The 24325-nt window shown below is 73.9% G+C and carries 23 protein-coding genes; 10 read left to right on the top strand and 13 right to left on the bottom strand.

All coding sequences use genetic code 11. From position 1 onward, the window contains the following. The first annotated feature begins 34 nt into the window (after positions 1-34). On the top strand, positions 35-712 hold the full coding sequence (locus ACFYMM_RS21475) for a VanZ family protein (RefSeq protein WP_388388847.1): 678 nt from the start codon (positions 35-37) through the stop codon (positions 710-712). A gap of 13 nt (positions 713-725) precedes the next feature. Here the strand turns inward: ACFYMM_RS21475 and ACFYMM_RS21470 are convergent, their stop codons facing one another. Beyond that, positions 726-980 carry a hypothetical protein gene (locus ACFYMM_RS21470; protein ID WP_388388844.1) on the bottom strand — a complete coding sequence of 85 codons (255 nt, stop codon included), beginning with the start codon at positions 978-980 and terminating at the stop codon, positions 726-728. 77 nt (positions 981-1057) lie between these two features. On the opposite strand from ACFYMM_RS21470, the gene ACFYMM_RS21465 reads away from it, so the two are divergent. From ACFYMM_RS21465 to ACFYMM_RS21450, 4 genes are all read left to right on the top strand, one after another. Next, on the top strand, positions 1058-2095 hold the full coding sequence (locus tag ACFYMM_RS21465) for a PHP domain-containing protein (RefSeq protein ID WP_388388842.1): 1038 nt from the start codon (positions 1058-1060) through the stop codon (positions 2093-2095). A gap of 39 nt (positions 2096-2134) precedes the next feature. Next, on the top strand, positions 2135-2791 hold the full coding sequence (locus ACFYMM_RS21460; protein ID WP_388388840.1) for an HAD family hydrolase: 657 nt from the start codon (positions 2135-2137) through the stop codon (positions 2789-2791). Positions 2792-3127: 336 nt separating this feature from the next. Next, positions 3128-4156: an SDR family oxidoreductase gene (locus ACFYMM_RS21455; protein WP_388388838.1), complete on the top strand. Its 1029-nt coding sequence runs from the start codon at positions 3128-3130 to the stop codon at positions 4154-4156. Between the two features lie 68 nt (positions 4157-4224). Further along, positions 4225-4473 (top strand): hypothetical protein, encoded by a 249-nt coding sequence (locus ACFYMM_RS21450; protein WP_388388835.1) that lies wholly within the window; start codon positions 4225-4227, stop codon positions 4471-4473. Between the two features lie 23 nt (positions 4474-4496). Here ACFYMM_RS21450 and ACFYMM_RS21445 read toward each other — a convergent pair whose 3' ends face one another. From ACFYMM_RS21445 to ACFYMM_RS21435, 3 genes are all read right to left on the bottom strand, one after another. Then, a complete protein-coding gene (locus ACFYMM_RS21445; protein WP_388388833.1) occupies positions 4497-5477 on the bottom strand; it encodes a phosphotransferase family protein in 981 nt (326 codons plus the stop codon). 32 nt (positions 5478-5509) lie between these two features. After that, entirely contained in the window at positions 5510-8686 is a 3177-nt protein-coding gene (locus ACFYMM_RS21440; RefSeq protein ID WP_388388831.1) for a cytochrome P450, read from the bottom strand. Positions 8687-8825: 139 nt separating this feature from the next. Continuing rightward, positions 8826-9968: a winged helix DNA-binding domain-containing protein gene (locus ACFYMM_RS21435; protein WP_388388829.1), complete on the bottom strand. Its 1143-nt coding sequence runs from the start codon at positions 9966-9968 to the stop codon at positions 8826-8828. A gap of 118 nt (positions 9969-10086) precedes the next feature. Here ACFYMM_RS21435 and ACFYMM_RS21430 point away from each other — a divergent pair, with 118 nt between their 5' ends. From ACFYMM_RS21430 to ACFYMM_RS21415, 4 genes are all read left to right on the top strand, one after another. Continuing rightward, a complete protein-coding gene (locus ACFYMM_RS21430; RefSeq protein ID WP_388388827.1) occupies positions 10087-10755 on the top strand; it encodes a PAS domain-containing protein in 669 nt (222 codons plus the stop codon). A gap of 120 nt (positions 10756-10875) precedes the next feature. Beyond that, positions 10876-11370 carry an FBP domain-containing protein gene (locus tag ACFYMM_RS21425; protein ID WP_388388825.1) on the top strand — a complete coding sequence of 165 codons (495 nt, stop codon included), beginning with the start codon at positions 10876-10878 and terminating at the stop codon, positions 11368-11370. Between the two features lie 87 nt (positions 11371-11457). After that, entirely contained in the window at positions 11458-12696 is a 1239-nt protein-coding gene (locus ACFYMM_RS21420; protein ID WP_388388823.1) for an aromatic acid exporter family protein, read from the top strand. Positions 12697-12829: 133 nt separating this feature from the next. After that, the gene (locus tag ACFYMM_RS21415) at positions 12830-14041 is read left to right on the top strand and encodes a lactonase family protein (RefSeq protein WP_388388821.1); all 1212 of its coding nucleotides are present in this window, start codon (positions 12830-12832) and stop codon (positions 14039-14041) included. A gap of 7 nt (positions 14042-14048) precedes the next feature. Here ACFYMM_RS21415 and ACFYMM_RS21410 read toward each other — a convergent pair whose 3' ends face one another. Next, entirely contained in the window at positions 14049-14780 is a 732-nt protein-coding gene (locus tag ACFYMM_RS21410; RefSeq protein WP_388388819.1) for a DUF2470 domain-containing protein, read from the bottom strand. A gap of 85 nt (positions 14781-14865) precedes the next feature. Further along, positions 14866-15480, bottom strand: coding sequence for a TetR/AcrR family transcriptional regulator (locus ACFYMM_RS21405; RefSeq protein WP_388388817.1), 615 nt, complete (start codon positions 15478-15480; stop codon positions 14866-14868). A 118-nt stretch (positions 15481-15598) separates the two neighbouring features. On the opposite strand from ACFYMM_RS21405, the gene ACFYMM_RS21400 reads away from it, so the two are divergent. After that, positions 15599-17194: a cytochrome P450 gene (locus tag ACFYMM_RS21400; RefSeq protein WP_388388815.1), complete on the top strand. Its 1596-nt coding sequence runs from the start codon at positions 15599-15601 to the stop codon at positions 17192-17194. Here the strand turns inward: ACFYMM_RS21400 and ACFYMM_RS21395 are convergent. The 7 genes from ACFYMM_RS21395 to rhaS all read right to left on the bottom strand — a co-directional run bounded on the left by ACFYMM_RS21395 (position 17156) and on the right by rhaS (position 24320). Then, positions 17156-17995 (bottom strand): pentapeptide repeat-containing protein, encoded by an 840-nt coding sequence (locus ACFYMM_RS21395; protein WP_388388812.1) that lies wholly within the window; start codon positions 17993-17995, stop codon positions 17156-17158. The two genes, ACFYMM_RS21400 and ACFYMM_RS21395, sit on opposite strands and share 39 nt — an antisense overlap. Before the next feature lie 70 nt (positions 17996-18065). Then, positions 18066-18959, bottom strand: a complete 894-nt coding sequence (gene sigJ / locus ACFYMM_RS21390) for an RNA polymerase sigma factor SigJ (protein ID WP_388388810.1) — start codon at positions 18957-18959, stop codon at positions 18066-18068. Between the two features lie 4 nt (positions 18960-18963). Then, positions 18964-20265 (bottom strand): alpha/beta fold hydrolase, encoded by a 1302-nt coding sequence (locus ACFYMM_RS21385; protein WP_388388807.1) that lies wholly within the window; start codon positions 20263-20265, stop codon positions 18964-18966. 99 nt (positions 20266-20364) lie between these two features. Continuing rightward, positions 20365-21399 carry a LacI family DNA-binding transcriptional regulator gene (locus ACFYMM_RS21380; protein WP_388388805.1) on the bottom strand — a complete coding sequence of 345 codons (1035 nt, stop codon included), beginning with the start codon at positions 21397-21399 and terminating at the stop codon, positions 20365-20367. 53 nt (positions 21400-21452) lie between these two features. After that, positions 21453-22865, bottom strand: coding sequence for a BNR repeat-containing protein (locus ACFYMM_RS21375; protein ID WP_388388803.1), 1413 nt, complete (start codon positions 22863-22865; stop codon positions 21453-21455). A gap of 37 nt (positions 22866-22902) precedes the next feature. Next, positions 22903-23223, bottom strand: a complete 321-nt coding sequence (locus tag ACFYMM_RS21370; RefSeq protein ID WP_388388801.1) for an L-rhamnose mutarotase — start codon at positions 23221-23223, stop codon at positions 22903-22905. 17 nt (positions 23224-23240) lie between these two features. Beyond that, positions 23241-24320, bottom strand: a complete 1080-nt coding sequence (gene rhaS / locus ACFYMM_RS21365; RefSeq protein ID WP_388388798.1) for a rhamnose ABC transporter substrate-binding protein — start codon at positions 24318-24320, stop codon at positions 23241-23243. Positions 24321-24325: the final 5 nt, after the last annotated feature.

The raw sequence follows: 24325 nt of genomic DNA, 5'->3' as shown, positions 1-24325 counted from the left end.
CACTACTCAGGGAAGTTGAAGACTGGAGGACGATATGGCCGCGACCGGCTTTCGGCTGCGCACCACCAGCAGAGAGCGTGGCAAGAAGGCCGTCGGTGACGAGAAGGCCGCAACCGACGGAAGGGCGGCGGGCCGCGGAAAGCCCACGGCCCGCGAGAAGGCCACCAGCTGGTACAGGGCGGCCGGCCGAAGGGCGAGCGGGAAGAAGGGCGGCCGTACCGCGCGGCCGGCGTCCGCCCCCCGGCACGCGCTTCCCCTCCCCTTCCGGCTGCTGGCGATGGTGTGCGCCTTCGCCTTCATGGTGGCCTTCGCCGTCGTGCTGGCCCGGCTCACCCTGGAACCGTCCCCGGCGTCGGTGTCGCTGGTGCACAGCAACCTGCACCCCGGCCGGTCCATCAAGGCCTATCTGGACCAGCCGCAGCTGCGTGACGCGGTCAAGCAGATCGGCGGGAACATCCTCCTCGGTGTCCCGTTCGGCGTCCTGGTGCCGGTGCTCGCGCCGCGCGCCCGGGGCGTCCTGCAGGTGCTGCTGCTCACGGCGGTCGTGATGCTTCTGGTGGAACTGGCGCAGGGCGCGATGGTCACCGGGCGGGCCTTCGACGTGGACGACGTCATCCTCAACACCACGGGAGCGCTGCTCGGTTGGCTGCTGCTGGGGCGGCGGCTCGGACGCGCGGTGCACCGGCGGGTGCGCGGGGCGCCGGCGGAGTGATCACACGGGCCGCTCACCTGGGCCCGTGCGGCATCCAGGTGAACTTGTCACCGCCCACCCAGCGGACCACGTCCGGGTCGTCCAGGTCGTGGACCGTGATGCCGAAGGCGGCGGCTGCCTCCAGGACGTCGGTGACGGTCCGTGCCTGGCCGACCACCCGACCGTCGATCTCCACGATGCGGAAGGGCGGAGTGCCCGGCCTGCCCTGCATGACGCCGTGCACCATGATCCGCGGGTGTGAGATGTATGGGGCTGCTCGTTCGGTCATGTAATAGAGCGTAAATCGGGACGCACCCCAACGAGTCGTCCATGAGGGCCGTCCGGCGTCCCGGAGCGGAGGTGGCGATGGATCCCGTCGAGGCCTTGGAGCGGATCGCCTTCCTGCTGGAACGGTCACTGGCGCCGACGTACCGGGTGAAGGCCTTCCGTACGGCCGCCCGGACGCTGTCCGCGCTGCCCGCCGGGGAGGTGGCCGAGCGGGCGTCCGCCGGGACGCTGGAGTCCCTCAGGGGCGTCGGCCCCAAGACCGCTCAGGTGGTGCGCGAGGCGCTGTCCGGCGAGCTGCCCGGCTATCTGCGTGGACTGGAGGCGGAGGCCGGCGCCCCGCCCACCGGCCCCGGCACGGCGCTGCGGGCACTGCTGCGCGGCGACTGCCATCTGCACTCGGACTGGTCCGACGGCGGCAGTCCGATCGAGGAGATGGGGCTCGCGGCGGCCGGGCTCGGGCACGAGTGGGCGGTGCTGACCGACCACTCCCCCCGGCTGACGGTGGCCCGTGGGCTGTCGCCGGAGCGGCTGCGCGAGCAGCTCGCGGTGGTGGCCGGGCTGAACGCCACCTGGGCGCCGTTCCGGCTGCTGACCGGCATCGAGTGCGACATCCTGGAGGACGGCTCGCTGGACCAGGAGCCCGAGCTGCTGGAGCGCCTCGACGTGGTCGTGGTGTCCGTGCACTCCAAGCTGCGGATGGACGCCCGGTCGATGACCCGTCGGATGGTGGCCGCCGTACGCAGTCCGCACGCCGACATCCTGGGGCACTGCACCGGGCGGCTGGTCACCGGGCGGGGCCGGCCGGAGTCGGAGTTCGCCGCGGAGGAGGTGTTCGCCGCCTGCGCCGAGTCCGGCACCGCCGTGGAGATCAACAGCCGTCCGGAGCGGCTGGACCCGCCCCGGCGGCTGCTGCGCCGTGCCGTGGCGGCCGGGGCGCTGTTCTCGGTCGACACCGACGCGCACGCGCCCGGCCAGCTCGACTGGCAGATCCTCGGCTGCGCCCGGGCGGAGGAGTGCGCGGTGCCCGCCGAGCGCGTGGTGACCACCTGGTCGGCCGGGGAACTGCTGGACTGGACCCGCGAGGGCCGTACGCCGGCGCGCGTGGCGGCCTCCTGACGTGGTACTCGGGCCGCCCGAGAGAAAGGACGCCGCCGGATGGACCGTGCCGCGCTGTTCGACGTCGACGGAACGCTCGTCGACACCAATCACCTCCACGTCGTCACCTGGTGGGAGGCCTTCCGACAGGCGGGACACCGGGTGCCCATGCACGCCGTGCACCGCGCCGTCGGCCTGGGCTCCACCGATCTGATCGCCCACCTGCTCGGCGACGACCGCGACCAGGACCGGGACACGGAGCTGAGCGACGCCCACAAGGCTCTCTACGGCCAGTACTTCGACCGGCTGCCCGCCCTGCCGGAAGCCGGGGAACTGCTGCGACGCCTGCACCGGGACGGCTGGACGGTCGTCCTGGCCACCTCGGCGAGCGGGGCGGAACTGGGTGCGCTGCGCCGGGCGATCGACGCGGACGAGGCCATCGCCGCGACCGCGAGCGCCGACGACGTGACGGAGGGCAAACCCGCCCCCGAGCCGGTCGAACACGCCCTGGAGCTGGCCGGAGTGCCCGCGTCCCGGGCCGTGTTCGTCGGGGACACGGTCTGGGACATGCGGGCGGGCAGCGGAGCGGGAGTGCGCTGTGTGGGCGTCCGGTGCGGCGGGATTCCGCCCGCCGACCTGCGGGAGGCGGGCGCGGAGGCGGTGTACGACGATCCCGCGCACCTGTTGGCGTCCCTGGCCGACAGCCCGCTGGCGTGACGCGGCAGACGTGACACAGGTCACCGGGGAAGGGGCGCGGAGCCGGAACACCGGAGGGTGGTTGCCCGTTGAACCAACCGTGGGTGTGGATGGGACAGTGTCCCCGGGCCTCACCTTTCGCCCACAGGGACGATCGTTCGGCTGAAGCCCTGTGGAGCCTTTCGCCGAGAGGCGACCGCCATCCGCACCCACACTCCTGCCGCCCCGGCCGCGATTCCCCCGTCGCGGTCGGGGCTCTTCGCTGCCCGCCGCCCGCGCCCCGCGCCGGGTGGTGTGCGCCGGGCCGACGCCGGGTACCCGACCGCCGCCCCAGCCCTCCGTCGAGAGGAGCCGAAGGTGAGCAGCGCAGTGGGCAGCAGGGTCGTGGTGACGGGCGCCACCGGGAACGTCGGTACGAGTGTGGTGCGCCTGCTCTCCGAGGACCCCGGGATCAAGTCGGTGCGGGGTCTGGCCCGCCGGACGCCCGAGTGGATGGTCCCGAAGACGGAGTGGTCCTCGGTCGACCTGGGCTCCGACCAGGCGAACCTCGCCGAACGGTTCGAGGGCGCCGACGCCGTCGTCCATCTGGCCTGGGCGTTCCAGCCGACGCACGATCCGGCGAGGACCTGGCGGACCAATGTGCTCGGTGGCATCCGGGTGTTCGAGGCGGTGGCCGCGGCGCGGGTGCCGGTGCTGGTGCACGCGTCCTCGGTGGGCGCCTACTCGCCGGGTCCCAAGGACCACGCGGTCGACGAGTCCTGGCCGACGCACGGCTGGCCGGACGCCGCGTACTGCCGGGAGAAGGCCTATCTGGAACGGGCCCTGGACATCTTCGAACGCGACCACCCCGAGGTGCGGGTGGTCCGGATGCGCCCGGCGTTCCTCTTCAAGCGGCAGTCGGCGAGCGAGCAGCGCCGGATCTTCGGCGGCCGGTTCCTGCCGGGCCCGCTGGCCCGCCCCGAGCTGCTGCCCGTCCTGCCCGACATCGCGGGGCTGCGGGTCCAGGCGCTGCACACGGACGACGCCGCCGAGGCCTACCGGCTGGCGGTGCGCACGGATGTGCGGGGCGCCTTCAACCTCGCCGCGGATCCGCCGCTCGACGCGGAGGTGCTGGGCGGGATGCTGGGCAGCCGTCCGGTGCGGCTGCCGCGTACGGCGGCCAGGTCGGCGATCGCCGCCGCCTGGGGGCTGCACCTGCTCCCGGCCTCCCCGCACCTCTTCGACGCGGTGCTGCGGCTGCCGCTGATGGACTGCACCCGCGCCCGGGTGGAACTGGGCTGGCAGCCGAGGCACACGGCGGACGAGGTGCTGCGCGAGTTCCTGGACGGGCTGCAGAAGGGCGGAGGCATGGCGACGGAGCCGATGCGGGGGCGCAAGGTCGGCTGAGCGGCCGTGCGCCGCGACCGGCGAACCAGGTACGACGAACGACGAACGAGGAACAGAGGGCGAACACCATGGCCGCACAGTCGCAGCACAAGCACGGTCACCAGGGGGCACCGGTCCCCCGTGACCTGCCCGACCAGCAGGCCCGTCCCGGTGAGGACCCGTGGGAGGCCGCCTCGTCGGCGCGCCCGCGGCACGGCGAACGGGAGCCGGACCCGGACGTACCCGACACGGACGAGGCGGGCACCGGCCCCCGTGGCGCACCGCGGCAGGCGACGGTCCACTCCGACCACCCGACCCCGGACGAGCCGACCGGCTGAACCCGGGGCCCAGGTCGCGGCGGCTAGTGCCGTGACCGGGTGCGGTGCTCGATCTCGTCCAGTGCCGCGGTGAGTTCCGGGGCGACCACGTCCTCCACCCAGCGGACGTGGTCCTCCCCCACCGCCCTCGGGACGGTCTCGATCACCATGATCAGATAGAGGTAGCAGCGGTAGAGGGCGAGCCGGAGCCGTTCCGAGGGCGTGAAGCCGACGTGGCCGCCTGCCTCGCGGTAGCCCGTGAGGAAGTCCCCGTCCTTCTCGATGTCGTCGAGCAGGGCCAGGGAGACGAGGTCGGCGAGCGGGTCGCCCCAGAACATGCGCTCGCCGTCGATCAGCCCGCCGATCCGGAGGCCGCCGGGTGCCCGCTCGACCAGGATGTTGCCCGGCCAGAGGTCGAAGTGGACGGGGCGCGGGACGGTGACCTCGTCGAGGACGCCGTAGGCGGCCCGGACGGTACGGGCCACCGCGTCGACGGGACGGGGAAGCCGGGCCCCGAAGCGGCGGGCGTCGTCGAGGACCGCCTCGGTCATCGCCGCGAACGCGGTCCGCCAGTCAGGCGCGAGCGGGCCCAGCGCCCCGGACGGGTAGCCGTAGCCGGGGCCGGACATCCGGTGCAGCCGGGCCACATGGCGGCCCAACTCGGCACGCAGCGAGGCGCGTTCGGTGTCCGTCAGGGAGTCGTCCCAGGGTTCGCCGGGGCAGGCAGTCTGCAGCAGGTGCCGTACCTCCGCGCTGTCGTCGAGGGCCACCGAGCGCGGGGCGGGGACGCCGGCCTCGGCGGCCACGCGGGAGAACTCGGCCTCGCCGGCCAGCAGCCGGGCCTCGTAGCGCATCCCGGGGGCGGTCGGCGCCACCTTGAGCACGTACCGGCGGCCGTCGGTGAACCGCAGTTCCTCGACGGTGTTGTAGGTGCCTCCGCCCAGCGGGCGGACGCCGGCCAGCCGGGCGGGCGGGATGCCCGCCTTCTCCAGGACCTGCCGCGCCCGCTCCCAGGAGTCCGCCACCGCGCCCCACCCCGTCCCCTCCGGGCCCTCGGTCAGCCCGCCGCGTACACGTCCTCGACGTAACGCCCGTCCGCCACCAGCGCGTCGAGCCACCGCTCGGCCGCCGTCCGGTCCGCGCCGGGCGTGCGTTCCCGGTACAGGGTACGGAACGCCTCGCGGACGCCGGGGGCCATCCGGGAGCCGTCGCCGCAGACGTACACCCGGGCTCCGGCGGTCAGCAGCCGCCAGACCTCGTCGGCCTCGGCGGCGATGCGGTGCTGGACGAACAGCACGCCGCCCTCGGGGGCCGCGCTGAAGGCGGGGCGCACCGAGACGGCGCCGGCCGCCTCGGCCGCGTGGAGTTCCCCGGCGTGCAGGAAGTCGGCGTCGGGGGCGTCGCAGCCGAAGTAGAGGAGGGCCGGGGGGAGCCCGGCGCCGGCGGCGCGGGCCGCCGTACGGTCGGCGACGGCCCCCCGGAACGGGGCGAGGCCGGTGCCGGCGGCGACCATCACGACCGGTGCGCGGTCGTCGACGCGGAAGGCCTCGCGGCAGGGCTGGACCCGGGCGTACACGGTGTCGCCGGGGCGGAGGGTGGTCAGGTGGCCGGAGCCGGTGCCCCGGTAGACGCCGTTGCCGGAGCGGGCGGGTGCCTGGAGCAGGGAGACCATCAGGTCCGCGTGGCCGGGGTCGACGGCGGGTGAGGAGGAGATGGAGTAGTGGCGCGGGCGCAGCGGGGTCAGCAGGTCCAGCAGGCTCGGCCAGTCGAGGGCCCCGCGCAGGGCGGGGTGGTCCTCGAGGACCTCGACGAGGGTGCGCGGGTCGTCGTGCAGGGCGGCCAGGGCGGCCTTCTCCGGCGGGCAGGGGTTGGCGTCGGCCAGCGCGGACAGCTGGTGCGCGGTCGGCCGCTCCTGCAACTCGACGTGGTACGTGAGCAGTTGCCGTACCGTCAGTGGACGGTCGACGGCGAGGCCGTCGCGGCGCGGGCGGGTGGCCCGGATGTCCAGGACGGTGTCGAGGTCGACGCCGAGGGCGCCGGCGGCTCGGGTGACCAGGCCGGGGGCGTTGGCGGGCAGCACGGTCAGGTGGTCGGCGGTGCGGTAGCTGACGCCCTCGGGAAGGGCCACGCGCAGGAACCGCTTGGTGCGCGGGTACCCGGCGGCGGTGAGGTCGTGGGCCTCGGTGACCGTCATCGGGACGAGCCCATGGCGTTCGGCGAGGGCGTCCAGGGGGCCGCCGGTCAGGGTACGGACCTCGTAGGCGGTGGCGGGGCCGGCCGTCGGGGCGCCGACGGCGTCGGGGTCGCCGTACTGCCGGAGCAGGGCGGTGCGCAGCCGGGCGGTGAAGTCGCGGACGGTGCCGGTCAGGTCGCCGGAGGCGTCGGCGGCGGCGCGGTCGGTGAGGCGGGTGGCGCCGAGTTCGGCGAGGCGGGCGTCGATGCGGGTGGGGACCTGCTGGTAGGTGGCGGCCCAGTTGCGGTCGCCGACGCCGAGGACGGCGTACGTCACTCCGGTCAGGTCGGGGACGCCGTCCAGCCAGGCGGCGAACGCGGTGGCGTCGTCGGTGGGCCGGCCGTTGTAGGAGGCGGCGGTGATGACCACGGGGCGGTCGGCGGGCAGGCCGTCGGCGTAGTCGTCGAGGGAGGCGACCTGGGTGTCGCAACCCAGGGCGGCGGCCTCGTCGGCGAGTTGGGCGGCGAAGTCACGGCAGGTGCCGTAGTTGCTGCCGTGCAGGATGAGGGCGCCGGTGCCCGGGCGGACGCGGGCCGGGAGGGCGGCGGTGTCGGTGGTCTCGGCGGGCCGGTCCGGGCCCGCTCCCGGCAGCGGGCCGTGCGCGCGGTCGGCGGGGGTGCGCGGGGTGAGGGCGAGGGTGAAGCCCTCGGGCTTGAGGGTGAGGGTCTCCTTGACGGTGAGCGCGTAGCCGGCGTGGTCGTGCAGCCGGTAGCGGTGGACCAGCATGGCGAGCAGCATGGTCGCCTCGTGGAGCGCGAACTGCCGTCCGATGCAGGCCCGTTCACCGGTCCCGAAGGGCTTGAAGGCGTGCACCGGGCGGGCGGCCTCCGCCTCGGCGGTGAACCGGGCGGGGTCGAACAGCTCGGGGTTGTCGCCCCACACGGGCTGCCGGTGCAGCATCGGGGCGAGCACGACGACCGCCTGTCCCGCCCGGAGCGGGATCCGGCCGCCGAGCAGGGTGTCCTCGCGGGCCTGCCTGCTGAAGGCGGCGGCCGTCGGCCACAGCCGCAGCGCCTCGTTGAGGACCTGGCGGGTGTAGGTGAGCCTGCCGACCTCGTCGTACGTCGGTTCCGGGTCGGGGTCGTCGCCCCACAGGGCGTCCACCTCGCGCTGCACCAGCCGCAGCGCCGTCGGGTGCTTGGCCAGGTAGTACAGCGCGAAGGACATGGCGCCGGAGGTGGTCTCGTGGCCCGCGATCAGGAAGGTGATGACCTGGTTGCGGATGTTGGCGGCGTCCAGGGTGGTGCCGTCGGCCGGGTGCCGGGCGGTGAGCATGAGACCGAGGAGGTCGTCGGCGGCGCTCTGGTCGGTGCCCGCGCGGGAGGCGATGACCTCGTCGACGACCTGGGCGAGGTGGTCGGCGTCGTCGCGGAAGGCGGCGTCGGCCGCCGAGTGGTCCTCGCCCGGCACGCGGGCGAGGCGGGTCATGCTCCACTCCAGGCAGCGCACCATCGACTCGACGAACGGGTGCGGCTCGGCCCGCTCGAACGATCCGAAGTCGTAGCCGAAACCGGCGAGGCCGATGGTGTCGAGGGTCATCCGGGTCATGTCGTCCGGGACGTCGACCGGCCGTCCCTGGCGGGTCGCCCGGTCCCAGGACTCGACGAGCCGCCGGGCCACCGTGAGCATCACGGGGTGGTAGGTGCGCATCGAGCCGAGCGCGAAGGCGGGCATCAGGATGTCGTGCGCCTTGGCCCAGTTCGGCTCCTCGTCGTACGCCGTGAACAGCCCGTCGGCGGTGAAGGCCCGCACGTTCTCCAGGGCGGGCCCGACGTGCTTGCCGAACCGCTCCTCGTCGGCGAGCTCGGCCACCAGGTCCGCGTCGGCGACGAACAGCGTGTCGCGCCCGTGCAGCCGGCGCACGAGCACCGGCCCGTGGTCCCGCATCAGGCTCATGACCTGCTGGATGGGGGTACGGCCGGGTCCGGTCGCGGTGATGTCGACGACCGGGACGCCGGGGAGCGTGTCGATGGCCTCGGGGTGCGGCGCGGTGGGGGGCATGGCGCGACAACTGCCTTTCGCGGTACGGGAGTCCTCCGGTCCAGCGTGGTCGACCCGGCACCCCCGCCCGCGCGCGAGCACTACACGATCGTGCAGTGGAAAGTGGGCGCGGGGGGTTGCGCGGCGGCGCGGGATCTCCTCAGGCGGGCAGCAGGCGTACGTCGCCGGCGGGCAGCTTGGCCCACCAGTGGCCGTAGTAGGCGTAGGCGCGGGGCTCGCGGGCGGTCAGCAGCGCCGACAGGGAGCGGGCCTCGGCGGCCAGGGCGGTCCACGCCTCGCCCGGCAGATCCTCGAAGGCGGTCGCCTCGACGCCCGCCTCGGCCGGCCGCCACACACCCACGACCCGGCCGTCGACCAGCAGTGTCGGCAGGACGTCCCCGTTGACGCGGATCACCAGCGGACGCAGCGCGGGCGGCAGCACCCGGCCGCGGTCCGCGTGGGCCAGCAGGACGCTGTCCCACATGCCGAGCAGCCGGGGCGGGGCCGGGGTGTCCGCGGCGGGACGGGGAGCGCCGGGCAGGTCGAACAGGGCGGTGCCGTCCGGACCGGTCAGCTCCTCCACCGCCCCGTCGAGCGCGTCCAGCGCCCGGCGGACGGAGGCGCGCCGTACGGTGGCGAACCGGGCCACGTCCGCCACCGACGCCGGCCCGAAGGCGGCCAGATGGCGCAGGACCAGGTCCTGGAGCGCCTCGGGGACCCCCGTGCGGCCGGCGGGCAGCGCCGGCGGGGTGGGCGCGGTGACGAACGAGGCGCGGGCACCGAACGACCACGGGCCGCCGGTGGGGACGTGCAGCAGCGGGGCGTACGCCTTCAGCCCCCACCAGGCGCCCGCCTTCTTCTCGGCGCCGAGCCGCTCCTCGAGCCAGCCCTGCAGTTCGGCGGCCGTGCGCGGCCGGCCGGTGAACCGGAGCAGTTCCGGAAGCAGCCGGTGGGCGTCCTCGGGCGTGAGGCCCGCGGCGGCGAAGCGGTGGCCCAGCCGGGAGGCGTACAGCGTCTCCTGCATGGCCTCGCGGAAGCCCTTGTGGTCGGCGCCGTGGACGGCGTGCAGGGTGATCCGCATCAGCGTCGCCTTCACCACCGTGCCGTCGGCGAAGGCGGCGTCCAGCTCGGCCGGGTCGAACCCGGCGATCCGGTTCCACAGGGCGACGTACGGCGAGGCGGGATGCTGCGCCTGCAGGGCGACCACCCGGCGGACCGCGTCACCGACGGTGATCGGCTCCCGGCGCAGGAGCAGCTGACGGGCCAGGGTCGCCCGGTTGAGTTCGCGCGCGCTGATCTCCACGACCGGGCATTCTGCCCGGCCCGCCCCGCCGCCGTCCCGCGCCTCCCTCGAAGTTGCCGCTGACCTGGATGTTCCTCTTTCATGGCGGGGACCAACGGTCACGAGGTGCGGGGTGCGGATGGATGCGGGCCGGATCGAGGCCGTGGTGTGGCGCAACCGCGCGCTGACCTTGTTCGACCGGATCGCGGTGCCGGTCGCGGTCTGTGACGTGTACGGCGTGGTGGTGCTGGCGAACCCGGCGATGGCCGCGGAGTGCGGTACGACACCGGGCCGGCTGCGCGGCCGGGAGGTGCTGGAGCTGTTCACGCCGCAGGAGGCCACGCAGGTGGAGCGGATCGCCGAGGCGCTGCGGCTGCGGCACCGGTCCCGGTACCAGGTGTCGGTGCGCTGGCGGGGGCCCGGCGGTACCGAACGGTACGGGGAGCTGACGGCGGATCCGGTGAGCGACACCGTGGAGGAGACGCCCGCCCTGCTGGTGATGCTGCGGGTGCTGGGCGAGAGCGAACGGCGCGCGCCGCGGCCGGCGCCGGTCACACCGGTGGAGGGCCGGGTGCTGGCGCTGCTGGCGGGCGGCGCCACGACGGCCCGGGCCGCGCGGGAGCTGGGGCTCAGCACGGACGGCGTCACGTATCACCTGCGGCGGCTGTCGGCGCGGTGGGGCGCGGCCAACCGCACGGAACTGGTCGCCCGCGCCTACGCCCTGGGGGTGCTGGTGCCGGGCGTGTGGCCACCGGAGCCGGCGGCGGCGAACCCGGAAAATCCATTGACTCCCCCACCCTCCGGCTAGCTAGGCTAGGTGTGAACCTAAAGCCATTAGGTTCACGGGATGTCGTGACCCCGACCCGCTCGGGACCCGGCCCCGGCCCCCACCGCGCCCCCGCCCCGCCCCCGGAAGGACAGAACCCCCATGAAGCCGCTCACCGAGCAGGAGATCCGCGCCTCCTTCGTCAACTGTTCCAAGGGGGAGGCCAAGCGGGTCGCCATACCCCGTGACCTCGACGAACGCCCCTGGGACGACCTGGACTTCCTCGGCTGGCGCGACCCGGGGGCACCCGACCGCAGCTATCTGGTCACCGAGCGGCAGGGCCGGCCCGTCGGCATCACCCTCCGCTTCCCGCCGTCCCGGCACGGCTTCCTGCACCGCAGCATGTGCTCGGTGTGCCTGACCACCCATCCCGGCGGGGGCGTCTCCCTGATGACGGCCCGCAAGGCGGGCGCGGCGGGCCGCGAGGGCAACTCGGTCGGCGTCTACATGTGCACGGACCTGGCCTGCTCGCTGTACGTGCGCGGCCGGAAGGTGCCCGAGTCCGGGATGCGCATCGAGGAGAGCCTCACCGTCGAGGAGCAGATCGCCCGCGCCGCCGGCAATCTGACCGCCTTCCTGGACAAGCTGTACGACTGAGCCACGAACCGGCACGGCCCCTTGCGGACAGATGCGGTCCTCAACAGGTACGTTCGACGCGTCCACCGAAAGGGAACAGGCCAACGGATGCACGACGTACGAAAGTGGACCACGGGACTGCATCGGCTGCTGAGACGGCACCGGGACCCGGTGGTCGTCCAGACGCTGCGCTCGGCCGTCGCGGCGACGATCGCCTATGTGGTCGCGCTGCGTCTCAGCCCCGAACCCGCGCCGCTGACCTCGCCCCTGACCGCCCTCCTGGTCGTCCAGGTCACCCTCTACGCCACCCTCACCAACGGCATCCGCCGGGTGACCTCCGTGGTGGCCGGCGTCCTGGTGGCCATCGCGTTCAGCCTGCTGGTGGGGCTGACCTGGTGGAGCCTCGCCCTGCTGATCGTGGCCGCCCTGGGGGTGGGGCGGCTGGTGCGGGTCGAGGAGTACGTGGCCGAGGTGGCGATCAGCGCCATGCTGGTGCTCGGCGTCACCACCGTCGGGTACACCGCCTGGGCCCGCGTGGTGGAGACGCTGATCGGCGCGGTCGTCGGCATGGCCTGCAACCTGCTGCTGCCGCCGCCGGTGTGGGTGGACGAGGCCGGCGAGTCGATCGAGGGGCTGGCCCGGCGGGTGCGGCAGCTGATGCTGCGGATGGGTGAGGAGGCCGCCGGCCGGGTCTCCTGGGAGCGCAGGGCCGAGCGGCTGCACGAGGCCCGGCGGCTCGACCACGACATCATCGAGGTGGACGCCGACCTGCGGCAGGCCGAGGACAGCCTGCGGCTCAACCCGCGCGTCAAGGAGGGGCTGCTGCACCGGGTGGTGCTGCGCACCGGCCTGGACACGCTGGAGATCTGCACGGTCGTGCTCAGGGTGCTGGCCCGCACCTTCACCGACCTGGCCAAGGCCCGCGGCCCCGACCCGCTCTTCCCGGCGGACGTCGGGGCGGCCGTGGAGCGGCTGCTGTCCGAGATCGCCGACGCGGTGGTCAGCTTCTCCGTGCTGGTCACCACCGACCTCAGCGCCAGCGCGGAGTCGGCGGAGGCCCGGCTCAGCGCCGAGCTGAACGCGGCGGCCGGTACCCGCGACAAGCTCGCCGAGCTGCTGGCGGACGAGGTCCGGCGCGACAGCCGGCACTGGCAGCTGCTGGGCGCCGTACTGACCGAGGTCAACCGGATGATCGACGAGCTGGACACCGAGCACCGCACCCGTCGTCTGCTGGAGGAGCTGGACCGCGTCTCCCGGGAGCAGCGCGAGAAGCTGCCGTGGCTGGCCTGGCTGCGCGAGCGGGTGGGCGTGCCGGAACGGCTGCGGCGCAAGCGGGTACGCCCCTGACGGCCCAGAACGCCCGGCGGCGGGCCGCTCGTCCCGCGCGACGCGACGGCCGTTGCCCTTCTTGCCATCCGTGGCCGGTCCGCGCCAGGGTTGCTGTCACTACCGGGGGCACACGACGACCTGAGGTGCGGGCATGGGCAGGGGCGCGGAGCCGGAGCACGGCGGCTGGAGCAGGCGGCGGTTCGTCGGGGCGGTGGCGGGCACGGCCGCGGTGGTGGCGGTCCCGGCACCGGCGCCCCCGGTGAAGACGCCGGCTCCGGACGCGCCGGCGGCGGACGAGCGCACGGGCCCCGGGCCGTCGGCGCCGCCGACCGCCCTGCGCCCCCTCTACCTCGGCACCTACACCTCCACCGAAGGCGGCGGCACCGGCATCGGTGTGGCCGCCTACGACCCGGTGTCCGGCCGGATCACCGCGTCCGGCGCGCTCACCGGCGTCGCCGATCCGTCCTACCTCGCCGCACACCCCGACGGCCGCACGCTGTACGCGGTGGACGAGCGCCAGGACGGCGGGGTGACCGCGGTACGCGCGGCGGACCGGCGGGTCCTGGGCACCCGCGGCACGGGCGGTGCCGGGCCCTGTCACCTCTCGGTGCATCCGGACGGGCGCTGGCTGCTGAGCGCGAACTACGGGTCGGGCAGTGTGGCCGTGCACCCCGTCGACGCCTCGGGCGCCCTGGGTGAGCGCACCGACCTGGTCACGCACACCAGCCCGCCACCGGGCCCGGGCCAACAAGGCCCGCACGCGCACCAGTTCGTCACCGGCCCGGACGGCGGCCACGTCCTCGCGGTGGACCTGGGCACCGACACCGTCTACACCTACCGCCTGGATCCGGCGCGGGGCACGCTGACGGAGGTGGCCCGGGCACACACCCGGCCGGGCGCCGGCCCGCGCCATCTCACCTTCCATCCGGGCGGACGGTACGCGTACCTGGCCGACGAGGTCGACGACACGGTCGCGGTCTGCGCCTACGACCCGTCCACCGGCCGCCTCACGATCGGCGACCCGCAGTCCACGGGCAGCGGCGGGGGCACCACCAACTACCCGGCCCAGTTCCTGGTCACGGCGGACGGCGCGTACGCCTACCTGGCCAACCGCGGCGACAACAGCCTGGCACGGTACGCCGTCGAGTCGGACGGCGCGCGCCTGCGGCTCCTCGGCACGGTGCCGGTGGCCGGGGACTTCCCCCGGCAGATCGCGTTCTCCCCGGACGGCCGCCTGCTGTTCGCGGCGAACCAGAGGTCCAGCACGGTGAGCGTCTTCCACGTCGACCCCGGCAGCGGCGAACTGCACCTGGCGGGCAAGCCGTTCCCGTCGCCGGTCGCGGTCTGCGCACTGCCGCTGTAGGCGTCCCTCACCGGTCGCCGTCCGCGCCCTGCCGCCGCGGGCCGCCCACCCGGGGGCACCGCCTCTCGGCCGCCCGGTTCAGCAGGGCGTGCACGCGTTCGGTGAGCTGCGGGACGTCGTCGGCGGGGGTGTGGAACGGCAGGCGTACGTCGCCGTGGGCGCGGGTGCGTTCGATGCGCAGGGTCAGGCCGTGCCGGTCCACCGCGAGGGGCTGGACGCGCAGCGCGGCGTGCAGGTGGTCCGGCGGGACCAGCCGGGTGAGCCGCTCCACCGCGTCCGGGTGGGCGTCGGCGAGGTGGGTGAGCAGCCTGGCCTCGGCATGGACCAGCGGGTCGGGACGGGCCGCGGCGAACTCGTCCGGGCCGACGACCACCGCACCGGAGGGCCGCCCGAGCACCACCCGGGTGGGGCGGAGCGCCGGCCGGCCGTCCGCCGGGGTGAACCGGCCGGCGATCCAGAGCCGGGAGCGGATCCGGTCGCGCACCGGGACCGGGGCCACGTCCGCGAACTCCAGCACCGCCGACGGCTCCCCCCGCGGAGCGCGGAGCGCCGCCGCGAGCAGGGCGCTGTCGTCGGGCAGCCGCAGCAGCACCCGGCCGTCGTCGGCGACGGCGTGGCCACCGGCCACCTCCTCGCGGCAGCCGTCCACGGTCACCGTGCACGACCACGCGGCGGCCAGCACCGACCGGGCCCGCTCGGCCGCGCAGGGGCCGGCCGCCCACGTCCGTTCGTCACCCATCCCAGACCTCCTCAGGTAAGCCTTGCCTAACCTACCGAAGGTCTGGATGCGGGCCAACCACACCCCCGGGCGGCGGCACCCGCTCCTACGCGATGGCACCCAGCAGCGCCCGCGCGCACAGGTCCCGCACCTGCTCCTGGTCCGGCCGGGAATCGCGCAGCCACTCCAGGCACACGGCCGTGGTGAAGGCGAGCCAGCCCCGGACGGCCAGACGCACGTGCGGGCGCCGCTCGAAGACCGGCCCGAACTCGGGGTCCGCCGCGAGGGCGGCCAGGATCTGCCGCTCCTGGGCGGCCAGGGCACGCTGGTAGACGCGGCGCACGGCCTGGTCGCCGGCGGCGTCGGCACGATGGAAGGCGCGAAAGCCATGAGCGTGGGCCCGGACGTAGTCGAGGTAGATGTCGAGCCCGGCGGTCAGCTGCTCGCGCACCGGCACTCCCGGCACCGCCGCCGTCATGCGCAGCATCCGTTCGCTCTCGCGCTCCACGACCGCCGCGAAGAAGTCCCGCTTCGTCGGGAAGTAGTGGTACAGCAGCCCCCGGGAGACCCCGGCGATCTCGGCCACCTGCTCGATCCGCACTTCGTCGTACGGGCTCTCCGAGAAGAGTCCCGCCCCGACCTCCAGCAGCTGCTCGCGACGCTCCCCGGTGCTCAGTCGGCGGCGGGGGCGCTCCCCCCGCTCCCCCTGCTTGGCGGCCATGGCGTCACTTTACTTGACGCCGGTTCAACAGCGGGATCACACTGACTCCGTTATTGAACCCACGTACAACACGCGTGTCATCGATGGAACGGTCCGCGGGATCAAGGGAGATCGCGTCATGGCGGAGACGGTCACGCAGTCGGCGACCGGCACGGCGGCGGACACGGCGGGGCCGGGCGCGCCGCCGAAGGGCTTCCGGGGCGCCGAGCAGGGCTGGCCCGAGCTGCACCGCATACCGCACCCCCCGCGCCGGGTGCCCCTGCTGGGCGATGTGCGGGGCGTGGACCGGCGCCGACCGGTGCAGGACTCGATGCGCCTCGGGCGCGAGCTGGGGCCCGTCTTCCGGCGCCGGGCGTTCGGGAACGAGTTCGTGTTCGTGTGGGGCGCCCGGTACGCCGCCGATCTCGCGGACGAGTCGCGGTTCGCCAAGCACGTGGGCCTCGGGGTGGCCAACCTGCGTCCGGTCGCCGGTGACGGGCTGTTCACGGCGTACAACCACGAGCCGAACTGGCAGCTGGCGCACGACGTCCTCGCGCCCGGCTTCAGCCGCGAGGCGATGGAGGGCTACCACGCGATGATGCTGGCGGTGGCCGGGCGGCTGACCGGCCACTGGGACCGGGAGGCGGCGGCCGGGCGCACGGTGGACGTGCCCGGCGACATGACCAAGCTGACCCTGGAGACGATCGCCCGCACCGGTTTCGGGCACGACTTCGGCTCCTTCGAGCGCGACCGGCCGCACCCCTTCGTGACGGCGATGGTGGGCACGCTCACCTACGCGCAGCGGCTCAACAGCGTGCCCTCGCCGCTGGCCCCGCTGCTGCTGCGCACCGCCGCGCGGCGCAACGCGGCCGACATCGCCCATCTCAACCGCACGGTCGACGAACTGGTCGCGGCCCGGCGCCGGTCCGGCGGCGGCACCGGCGACCTGCTCGACCGGATGCTGGAGACGACCCACCCGGCGACCGGGGAACGGCTGTCGGCGCGCAACGTCCGGCACCAGATGATCACCTTCCTGGTGGCGGGCCACGAGACCACCTCGGGCGCGCTCTCCTTCGCCCTGCACTACCTCGCCCGGCACCCGGAGGTCGCCGCCCGCGCCCGCGCCGAGGTCGACCGCGTCTGGGGCGACACGGCCGCGCCGGGCTACGACCAGGTGGCCAAGCTGCGCTATGTGCGCCGGGTGCTGGACGAGTCGCTGCGGCTGTGGCCGACCGCGCCCGCCTACGCCCGCGAGGCCCTCGCGGACACGGTGCTGGCCGGCGAGCATCCGATGCGCCGGGGCGCGTGGGCGCTGGTGCTGCTGCCGCTGCTGCACCGCGACCCCGAGGTGTGGGGCGAGGACGCCGAACGGTTCGACCCCGACCGCTTCGACGCCAAGGCCGCACGGTCCCGTCCCCCGCACACCTTCAAGCCGTTCGGGACCGGCGCCCGGGCCTGCATCGGCCGCCAGTTCGCGCTGCACGAGGCCACCCTGGTCCTCGGCCTGCTGCTGCGCCGCTACGACCTCCGGGACGACCCGGACTACCGGCTGCGGGTGACCGAACGGCTGACGGTGATACCGGAGGGACTGCGGCTGCGGCTCGCCCGGCGGCCGGCGACCCAGGGGCCGGCCGCCGACGCCGGCCCCGGCGGCCACGGCGGCGACGGCGGCGACGGCGGCGACGGCGAGCCGGGGTCAGTGCCGGGCTGCCCAGTGCACGGGACGGGTGAGTGACGCCGGCAGTCTGGTCCCGGCACTCCCGCGGGCCGCGTCGACCTGCGGCTGGGTGAGGAAGAAGGCGCCGGTCAGGTCGGCGTCGGTGAGGTCGGTGTCGCGCAGGTCGGCCCCGATCAGGTCCGCGCCGCGCAGATCGGCCCCGGTGAGGTCGGCGGCGATGAGACAGGCGCCGCGCAGACTCGCCCCGCGCAGGTCGGCGCCCTTGAGCCGGGCACCGGCCAGATCGGCGCCCCGGCGGTCCTTCCTCCTGCCGTTCGTCCCTCCGAGACCGGCCCGGGCCAGCTCGCTGGTGCGCAGCAGGAGCACGTTGACCCGCTGCCGGTGGGCGGGCACGTCCAGCGCGGCCAGCTCGTCCGGCGTCCCAAGGGTGAGCCGCTCGGTCTCGTCCAGGGCCGCGCGCAGGTCGGCGTGGACCGGGCGGGCGGCGGGCAGCTCCAGTGCCTCGGTCAGGTACCAGAGCAGTTCGTGGAGCTGGCGGACGACCGGGAACACGTCGAACATGCGGCGGGCCCGCTCCCCGGAGCCGGTGCGCCAGTCCTGGCCGCCGAAGGTGAGCTGCGAGACCTTCTGCCCGGCGCCGAAGCAGTCGTAGACCGTGCAGCCGGTGAAGCCCCGTCGCCTGAGGTCCGTGTGGATGCCGCAGCGGTGGTCGCCCCCGAGGTTCGGGCAGGGCTTCCCGGCGGGCTTGTCGAGCGCGAAGTCGGCGGAGGCGGCGAAGGGCAGGGCGACACAGCACAGCCCGAAGCAGCGGGCGCAGTCGCCGCGCAGCTCCGGTCGGCCGGCTATCTGATCAGGCATGCGACCAGCCTACTGACCTGCTGGGACCCGGGCCGCCCGGCCCTCGACGCGCCCGCCGCCGAACGCGCCCTCAGTCCCGGGGCGCGGCCGGTGCGAGGCCGGCCAGGCGGTCCGGGTCGGCCAGGATGTACAGGGCGGTGATCCTGCCGTCGGCGACCGTGACGCCCATGACGGCCATGGCCCGCCCGTCGGGCACGGTCAGCACCCCGAGCGCGCCGTTGACCAGGACCAGACGGGCGGATCCCGCGAACCGGCGGAAGGTGAGGGCCTGTTCGGCCACCGCCCGGGCGCCGTGCACCACCTTGGAGGCGGCGGCCCCGCGCACCAGGGTGCCCGCGTCGGCGCGCAGGACGACATCCGGGTGCAGCAGGGCGAGAAGCCTGTCGAAGTCCCCCTCGCGGGAGGCAGCGAGGAAGGCGTCGAGCACCTGGCGCTGCCGGCCGAGGTCGGGGTCGGCCGCCGGGCTGGCGCCCTGGACCCGGCGGCGGGCGCGGCTGGCGAGCTGACGCGTGGCGGCCGGGGTGCGCTCGACGACGGGGGCGATGTCGTCGAACGGCACGGCGAACATGTCGTGCAGGACGAACGCCAGCCGTTCGGCGGGCTCCAGGCGCTGCAGGACGACCAGGAGGGCGAGGCCCACCGAGTCGGCGTGCAGGATCTCCTGTTCCGGGTCCGGGCCGGACAGCGGCCGGATCACCGGGTCGGGCAGGGACGTGTCGTCGATGGGCTCCTCGCGGCGCGCGGAGCGGGAGCGGAGCTGGTCCAGGCAGATCCGTCCGACGACGGTGGTCAGCCAGCCGCCGAGGTTCGTGATCTCCTGCGCGTCGCTGCGGGCGAGCCGCAGCCAGGCCTCCTGCACCGCGTCCTCGGCCTCGGCGAGCGAGCCGAGCATCCGGTAGGCCACCGCCCGCAGCTGCCCGCGGTGCTCCTCGAAGCAGTGGGCCAGAACCGTCGTGCCGTCCACCGGCTCAGACCTCGTCCCGGGTCAGGGCCAGCAGCCGGTCCAGGACCCGGGGCGCACCGGTCCTGAGGCCGTCGTGCTCGAACTCGTCGGTGACCCAGGTGCGCAGGCCGCGGATGGCGCGGGCGGTGCGCAGCGAGTGGCCGGTGTCGACGTACATGTCGTCGTGGTAGACGGCGGCGGCGACCGGGACCTCGTTGGCGGCGAGCCGGGCGGGGTCGTACAGGGGCGGCCAGTCGGTGCGGGCGGCGAGCAGGTGGGCCGTCTCGCGCAGCGGGCGCAGGGCCGGGTCGGTGTCGAACATCCAGGGGTGGACGGTCTCGCCGGTGAACAGCACCGGCGCGTCGCCGACGACCGCCTTGGCCGCGTCGAACTGCGGGAACTCGGCGCGGACGCGCTCGGCGGCCCAGTCGGTGGGGCGGTCGTCCTGGGCGTAGACCGCCTCGTGGACGAGGGCGTAGAGCGGGTGACCCGCGTACGACAGCAGGCCCTGGACCTCCTCCTGGAAGGCGTCGGACAGGGCGGTGCCGCCCGGGGTGCGGACGAACGCGTCCTCCAGGAGGTAGTGCAGCCGGTGACTGCCGTCGCTCGCGCCGAGCAGGATGCCCAGTGACTGGAAGGCCTCGACGGTGAGGCGGTGGCCGTTCGGCAGGACCACGTCGTGGCCGAGCAGGTGGTCGGCGATACGGCGGGCCCGCTCGACGTCCTGCGGATAGCGGGCGTAGTGCGCGGCGACCTTGCGTTCGATCCGCGGGTAGGCGGCCCGGTAGACGTCGTCGGCGTGGGCGTCCAGGGAGGGCAGCCCGCCGGTGACGAGTGCGGCGCTCAGGCCCTGCGGGGCGAGGGACAGGTAGGTCACCGCGCAGAAGCCGCCGAAGCTCTGGCCCAGCACGGTCCAGGGGGCGCCGCCGGTGAGCCGCGGGCGGATGGACTCGCAGTCGCGGACGATGGAGTCGGCCCGGAAGTGGGTGAGGTAGGCGGCCTGTTCCCCGGGACCGCCGCGCAGCGGGAGCGTCTGCCGGTTGGCGGGGGTGGAGCGGCCGGTGCCGCGCTGGTCGAGGAGCAGGACGCGGTGGTCCTTCAGGGCCCGGTCGAGCCAGGCCTGCCGTCCGATGAAACGGTTCGCCCCGAAGCCCGGGCCGCCCTGCAGATACACCAGCCACGGCTGGTCCTGACCGGCTCTGTCGCTCGCGACGACCTCACGTGCGTACAGCTCGATGGTCTCGCCACCGGGGTCGGCGTGGTCCAGGGGCACGGTGAAGCGGTGGTCGGTGAGGACGACGCCGGGCTGGCGGTAGCTGAGGCTCAACAGGTCTCCCGGGACGGACGGATGATCGCGCGTCCCAGTTCAGCACATGCCGGGCCCGGGTCCGACCCCCGGGATCACGGATTCCTGCTGAATGACGGTTCAGCGTCCGGCGAGGCTCGAGCGGCGCACCACCAGCTCCGGCTGGAGCACCACCCGCCGGTGCTCGTGCCCGCCCGGTCCGCCCGGTCCGCCCGGTTCCTCGGTCTCCTCCAGGAGCAGCTCGGCGGCGAGCGCGCCCATGGTGACGGCGGGCTGCCGGACGGAGGTGAGCGGTACGGCGGCGGCGGCCGCGAACTCGATGTCGTCGTAGCCGACGATCGCCAGGTCGTCGGGGACGACCACACCGGCCGCGTACATAGCCTGGAGGACGCCGAGGGCGAGCAGGTCGTTGGCGCAGAAGACGGCGGTGGGACGGTCGGCGAGGCCGAGGAGGCGGGCGCCCGCGTCCCGTCCGGCGGCCACGTCGAGCCGTTCGGTGGGCAGTTCGCGCAGCGCCTGCGGGCCGAGTCCGGCCTCGGCGAGGGCGGTGAGGGCGCCGGTGCGGCGGTCGCGCACCTGGTTGAGCCCGGGCGGCCCGCTGACGTACGCGATGGAGCGGTGCCCGGCGTCGACCAGGTGCCGGACGGCGAGAGCGCCGCCCGCCACGTCGTCGACGGAGACGGAGCACTCGGTGGTGCCCTCGGCGACCCGGTCCACCAGCACGAACGGGATGCCGTGCCGGCGGAAGGACTCGATGTTCCGGCCGGTCGCGTCGGCCGGGGTGAGCAAGACCCCGCGCACCCGCTGTTCCGCGAAGAGGGAGAGGTACTCGGCCTCCTCGCCCGCGTTCTGCGCGCTGTTGCAGACCATCACACCGAGTCCGGCGTCCCGCGCCGCCCGCTCGGCGCCGCGCGCCACGTCGACGAAGAACGGGTTGCCCATGTCCAGCACGAGCAACCCCATGATCCGGCTGCGGCCCGCGCGCAGCTGGCGCGCCGACTCGCTGCGGACGTATCCCAGCCGGTCTATGGCGGACAGCACGCGGGCACGCGTCTCGGAGGCCACCGTGTCCGGACGGTTGATGACGTTCGACACGGTGCCCACCGACACTCCGGCGGCACGGGCGACGTCCTTGATACCCACCGACTGGGCCATCGGGCGGAGACCTCCAGGGGAACGAGGGGCGGCGGGAAGCCTTCACACTACCGTCAGGCGGGCAGGGCGAAGTCGACGACGTGGAGCGCAGATGGGGTCGTACCGCTGGACTTCTCCTGGTACATGAACGACAGCACGTTGTCCGTCCTCACCCGTGTCTCGTCGATGACCACCTCGCCGAAGGCGTCGAGGCCGGCGCCGTCGTACAGCAGGGTCCAGTCGGTGTGCCCGGAGGACTTGGAGGCGGCGGCGATCCGGCCGTAGGGGAAGACCGCGTAGGCGTTGTCGTACTTGTCCAGGACCAGCTTGGTGCGCTGGCTGGAGTCGAGCGGGACGGGGATCTCGGTCTTCTGCCAGCCGCCCGAGGAGTTCTTGCGCAGGTGGAAGGCGCGGCCGTGCGCGGTGCGGTCGGCGACGTAGTCGGTGGTGCACTGGCCGAAGCGGCCGGGGACGTAGCTGATGATCGCGTGCGGCAGGCCGGCCGAGTCGGTGGCCTGGCTCTCCTGGTTCATCAGGGAGTGGTCGGCGTCGAGCGCGTCGACGACCAGTCCGGGGTCGGTGACGGCGACGGTGTCGGAGCTGCCGGTGGTGGCGACCAGACTGCCCGCGTCGTTGCGCCAGGTGCGGCCGCGGTCGGTCGAGTGGACGTAACCCGTGTCGTGGTTGGTGATGCCGCCGGCGGCGCACATCACGGCGCCGTTCTGCTCGCGCCAGGTGAAGAACGCGTGCAGCCGGCCGCTGACGTCGTAGTCGATGCCGTGCAGGTACATGTTGCGGGCCGTGCTGGAGCCGTGCGAGCTGGTGTAGGTGCCCGTCGAGCTGGTCCACTCCCCGAGGGCCGTCCAGGACGAACCGTCGTACTCGGCCAGCGCGTTGCGCCCGTTGCCGGATATGCCGACGCGGTAGCTGAGCTGGAGCTTGCCGTCCGGGGTGGCGACGAACTGCGGATAGGTGAACTGGGAGGTGAGCGCGAGTCCGTCGAGGGAGGTCTGTACGGCGCCGAAGACGGCCGGGGCCCACGGGGTGGAGGCGGGGGTGTCGAGGAGTCCGGCGGCCGACTTGACGTAGAAGAAGCCGTCGCTGTGGGAGTCCATGTTCAGGTGCAGACGGCCGTCGGTCCTGGACACGCCCATGGAGATGACGTTGTGCGAGTCGTCGGTCTTGAGCCGGTGGGAGAGCGTCACCGTGGACCAGGTGCTCGCGCCGAGCGGCCGGCGGGCGACGACCGCGTTGCGGGAGGCGGTGTACCAGGCCGCGTACTGGTAGCCCTTGTAGGTCAGCAGGCCGTTCTTCTGGAAGGAGTTGTTGTTGACCAGGCCGTCGTAGGACACGAAGTAGACGGCTTGGGCGTCGAGCAGGGTGGTGCCCTTCCTGCTGACGGACGGTCCGGGGGACGCGGCTCGTGCGATGCCTGGTGTCGCCATGGCGGCCAGCATGGCCGAGGCGAGCACGGTACGTCTTCTCATGGGGGCTCCCGGCGGGGACGTGGGGGTGACGTGGGGGTCAGGCGAGGTGGAACACTTCGGTGAGCGGTTTCATGGCCTCGTCGGGCCGGGCGCCGTCCAGGGACTCGAAGAACGGCGCCATCTCGGCCTGCCAGCGGGCGTTGACGTCGGTGGCCTCCATGCCGTCCAGCGCGGCCTGGAAGTCGTCGGTCTCCAGGTAGCCGACGAGGAGACCGTCGTCGCGCAGGAAGAGCGAGTAGTTGCGCCAGCCGGTGGCCGACAGCGCCCGGAGCATCTCCGGCCACACGGTGGCATGGCGTTCGCGGTACTCGGCGATGCGGTCCTCGCGGACCTTGAGCAGGAAGCACACACGCTGCATCAACGGCCCCCTGGGCGTCAGAAGTTGAACTGGTCGATGTTCTTCGCGTCGAACACGGTCGGCTTGCCCAGGTTGATCACGCCGTCCTTGCCGATGGTGCAGGTGGTGTCCCCGGCTTTGAAGGTCTCGCCCTCCTTGCCGGTGATCTGCCCGGAGGCCAGGGCGACGGCGGTGCGGGCGGCGAGGTCGCCCAGCCTGGCCGGGTCCCACAGCTCGAAGGCGTCGACGGTGCCGTTCTTGACGTACTTGCGCATGTCGTTCGGGGTGCCGAGGCCGGTCAGCTTGACCTTGCCCTTGTACTTGGAGCCGGACAGGTACTGGGCGGCGGCCTTGATGCCGACGGTGGTCGGGGAGATGATCCCCTTCAGGTCCGGGTGCTCCTGGAGCAGGCCCTGGGTCTGCTGGAAGGACTGCTGGGCGTCGTCGTTGCCGTACGCGATCTTGACCAGCTTGACGTCCTTGTACTTGGGGTCCTTCAGCTCCTCCTTCATGAAGCCGATCCAGGTGTTCTGGTTGGTGGCGGTCTGGGCGGCCGACAGCACCGCGATCTCGCCCTTGTAGCCGATCTGCTGGGCGAGCAGCTGCACCTCGGTACGGCCCAGGTCCTCGGCGCTCGCCTGGGAGACGAAGGCGTTGCGGCAGCCGGCGTCGGTGTCCGAGTCGTAGGTGACGACCTTGATGCCGTTCTTCATGGCCTGCTTGAGCGCGGTGCACAGGGCGCCCGGGTCCTGCGCGGACACGGCCATCGCGTTGACCTGCTGCTGGGTGAGCGTGTTGACGTAGCTGACCTGGCCGGCGGTGTCGGTGGCGCTGGAGGGGCCGACCTCCTTGTAGGTGGAGCCCAGTTCGGTGAGCGCCTTCTGGCCGCCCTGGTCGGCGGAGGTGAAGTACGGGTTGTTGACCTGCTTGGGCAGGAAGCCGACGGTCAGGCCCTTCTTGGTGGCCGCGTTCGGGTCGGCCTTGCCGGTCGCCGCCGCGGAGGCGGTGTCGTTGCCGACGTCCTTCTTGGTGGTGCCGCCGCAGGCGGTGACACCGAGGGCGAGGGAGGTGACGGCGGCGAGGGCCGCGCAGCTACGGCGGAGGGACGACTTGCGCATGACGG

This window comes from Streptomyces sp. NPDC006739, from assembly GCF_042869815.1.
In the GTDB taxonomy this organism is placed as follows: Bacteria; Actinomycetota; Actinomycetes; order Streptomycetales; family Streptomycetaceae; genus Streptomyces.
This window is presented reverse-complemented; position numbering and strand designations above follow the sequence as displayed.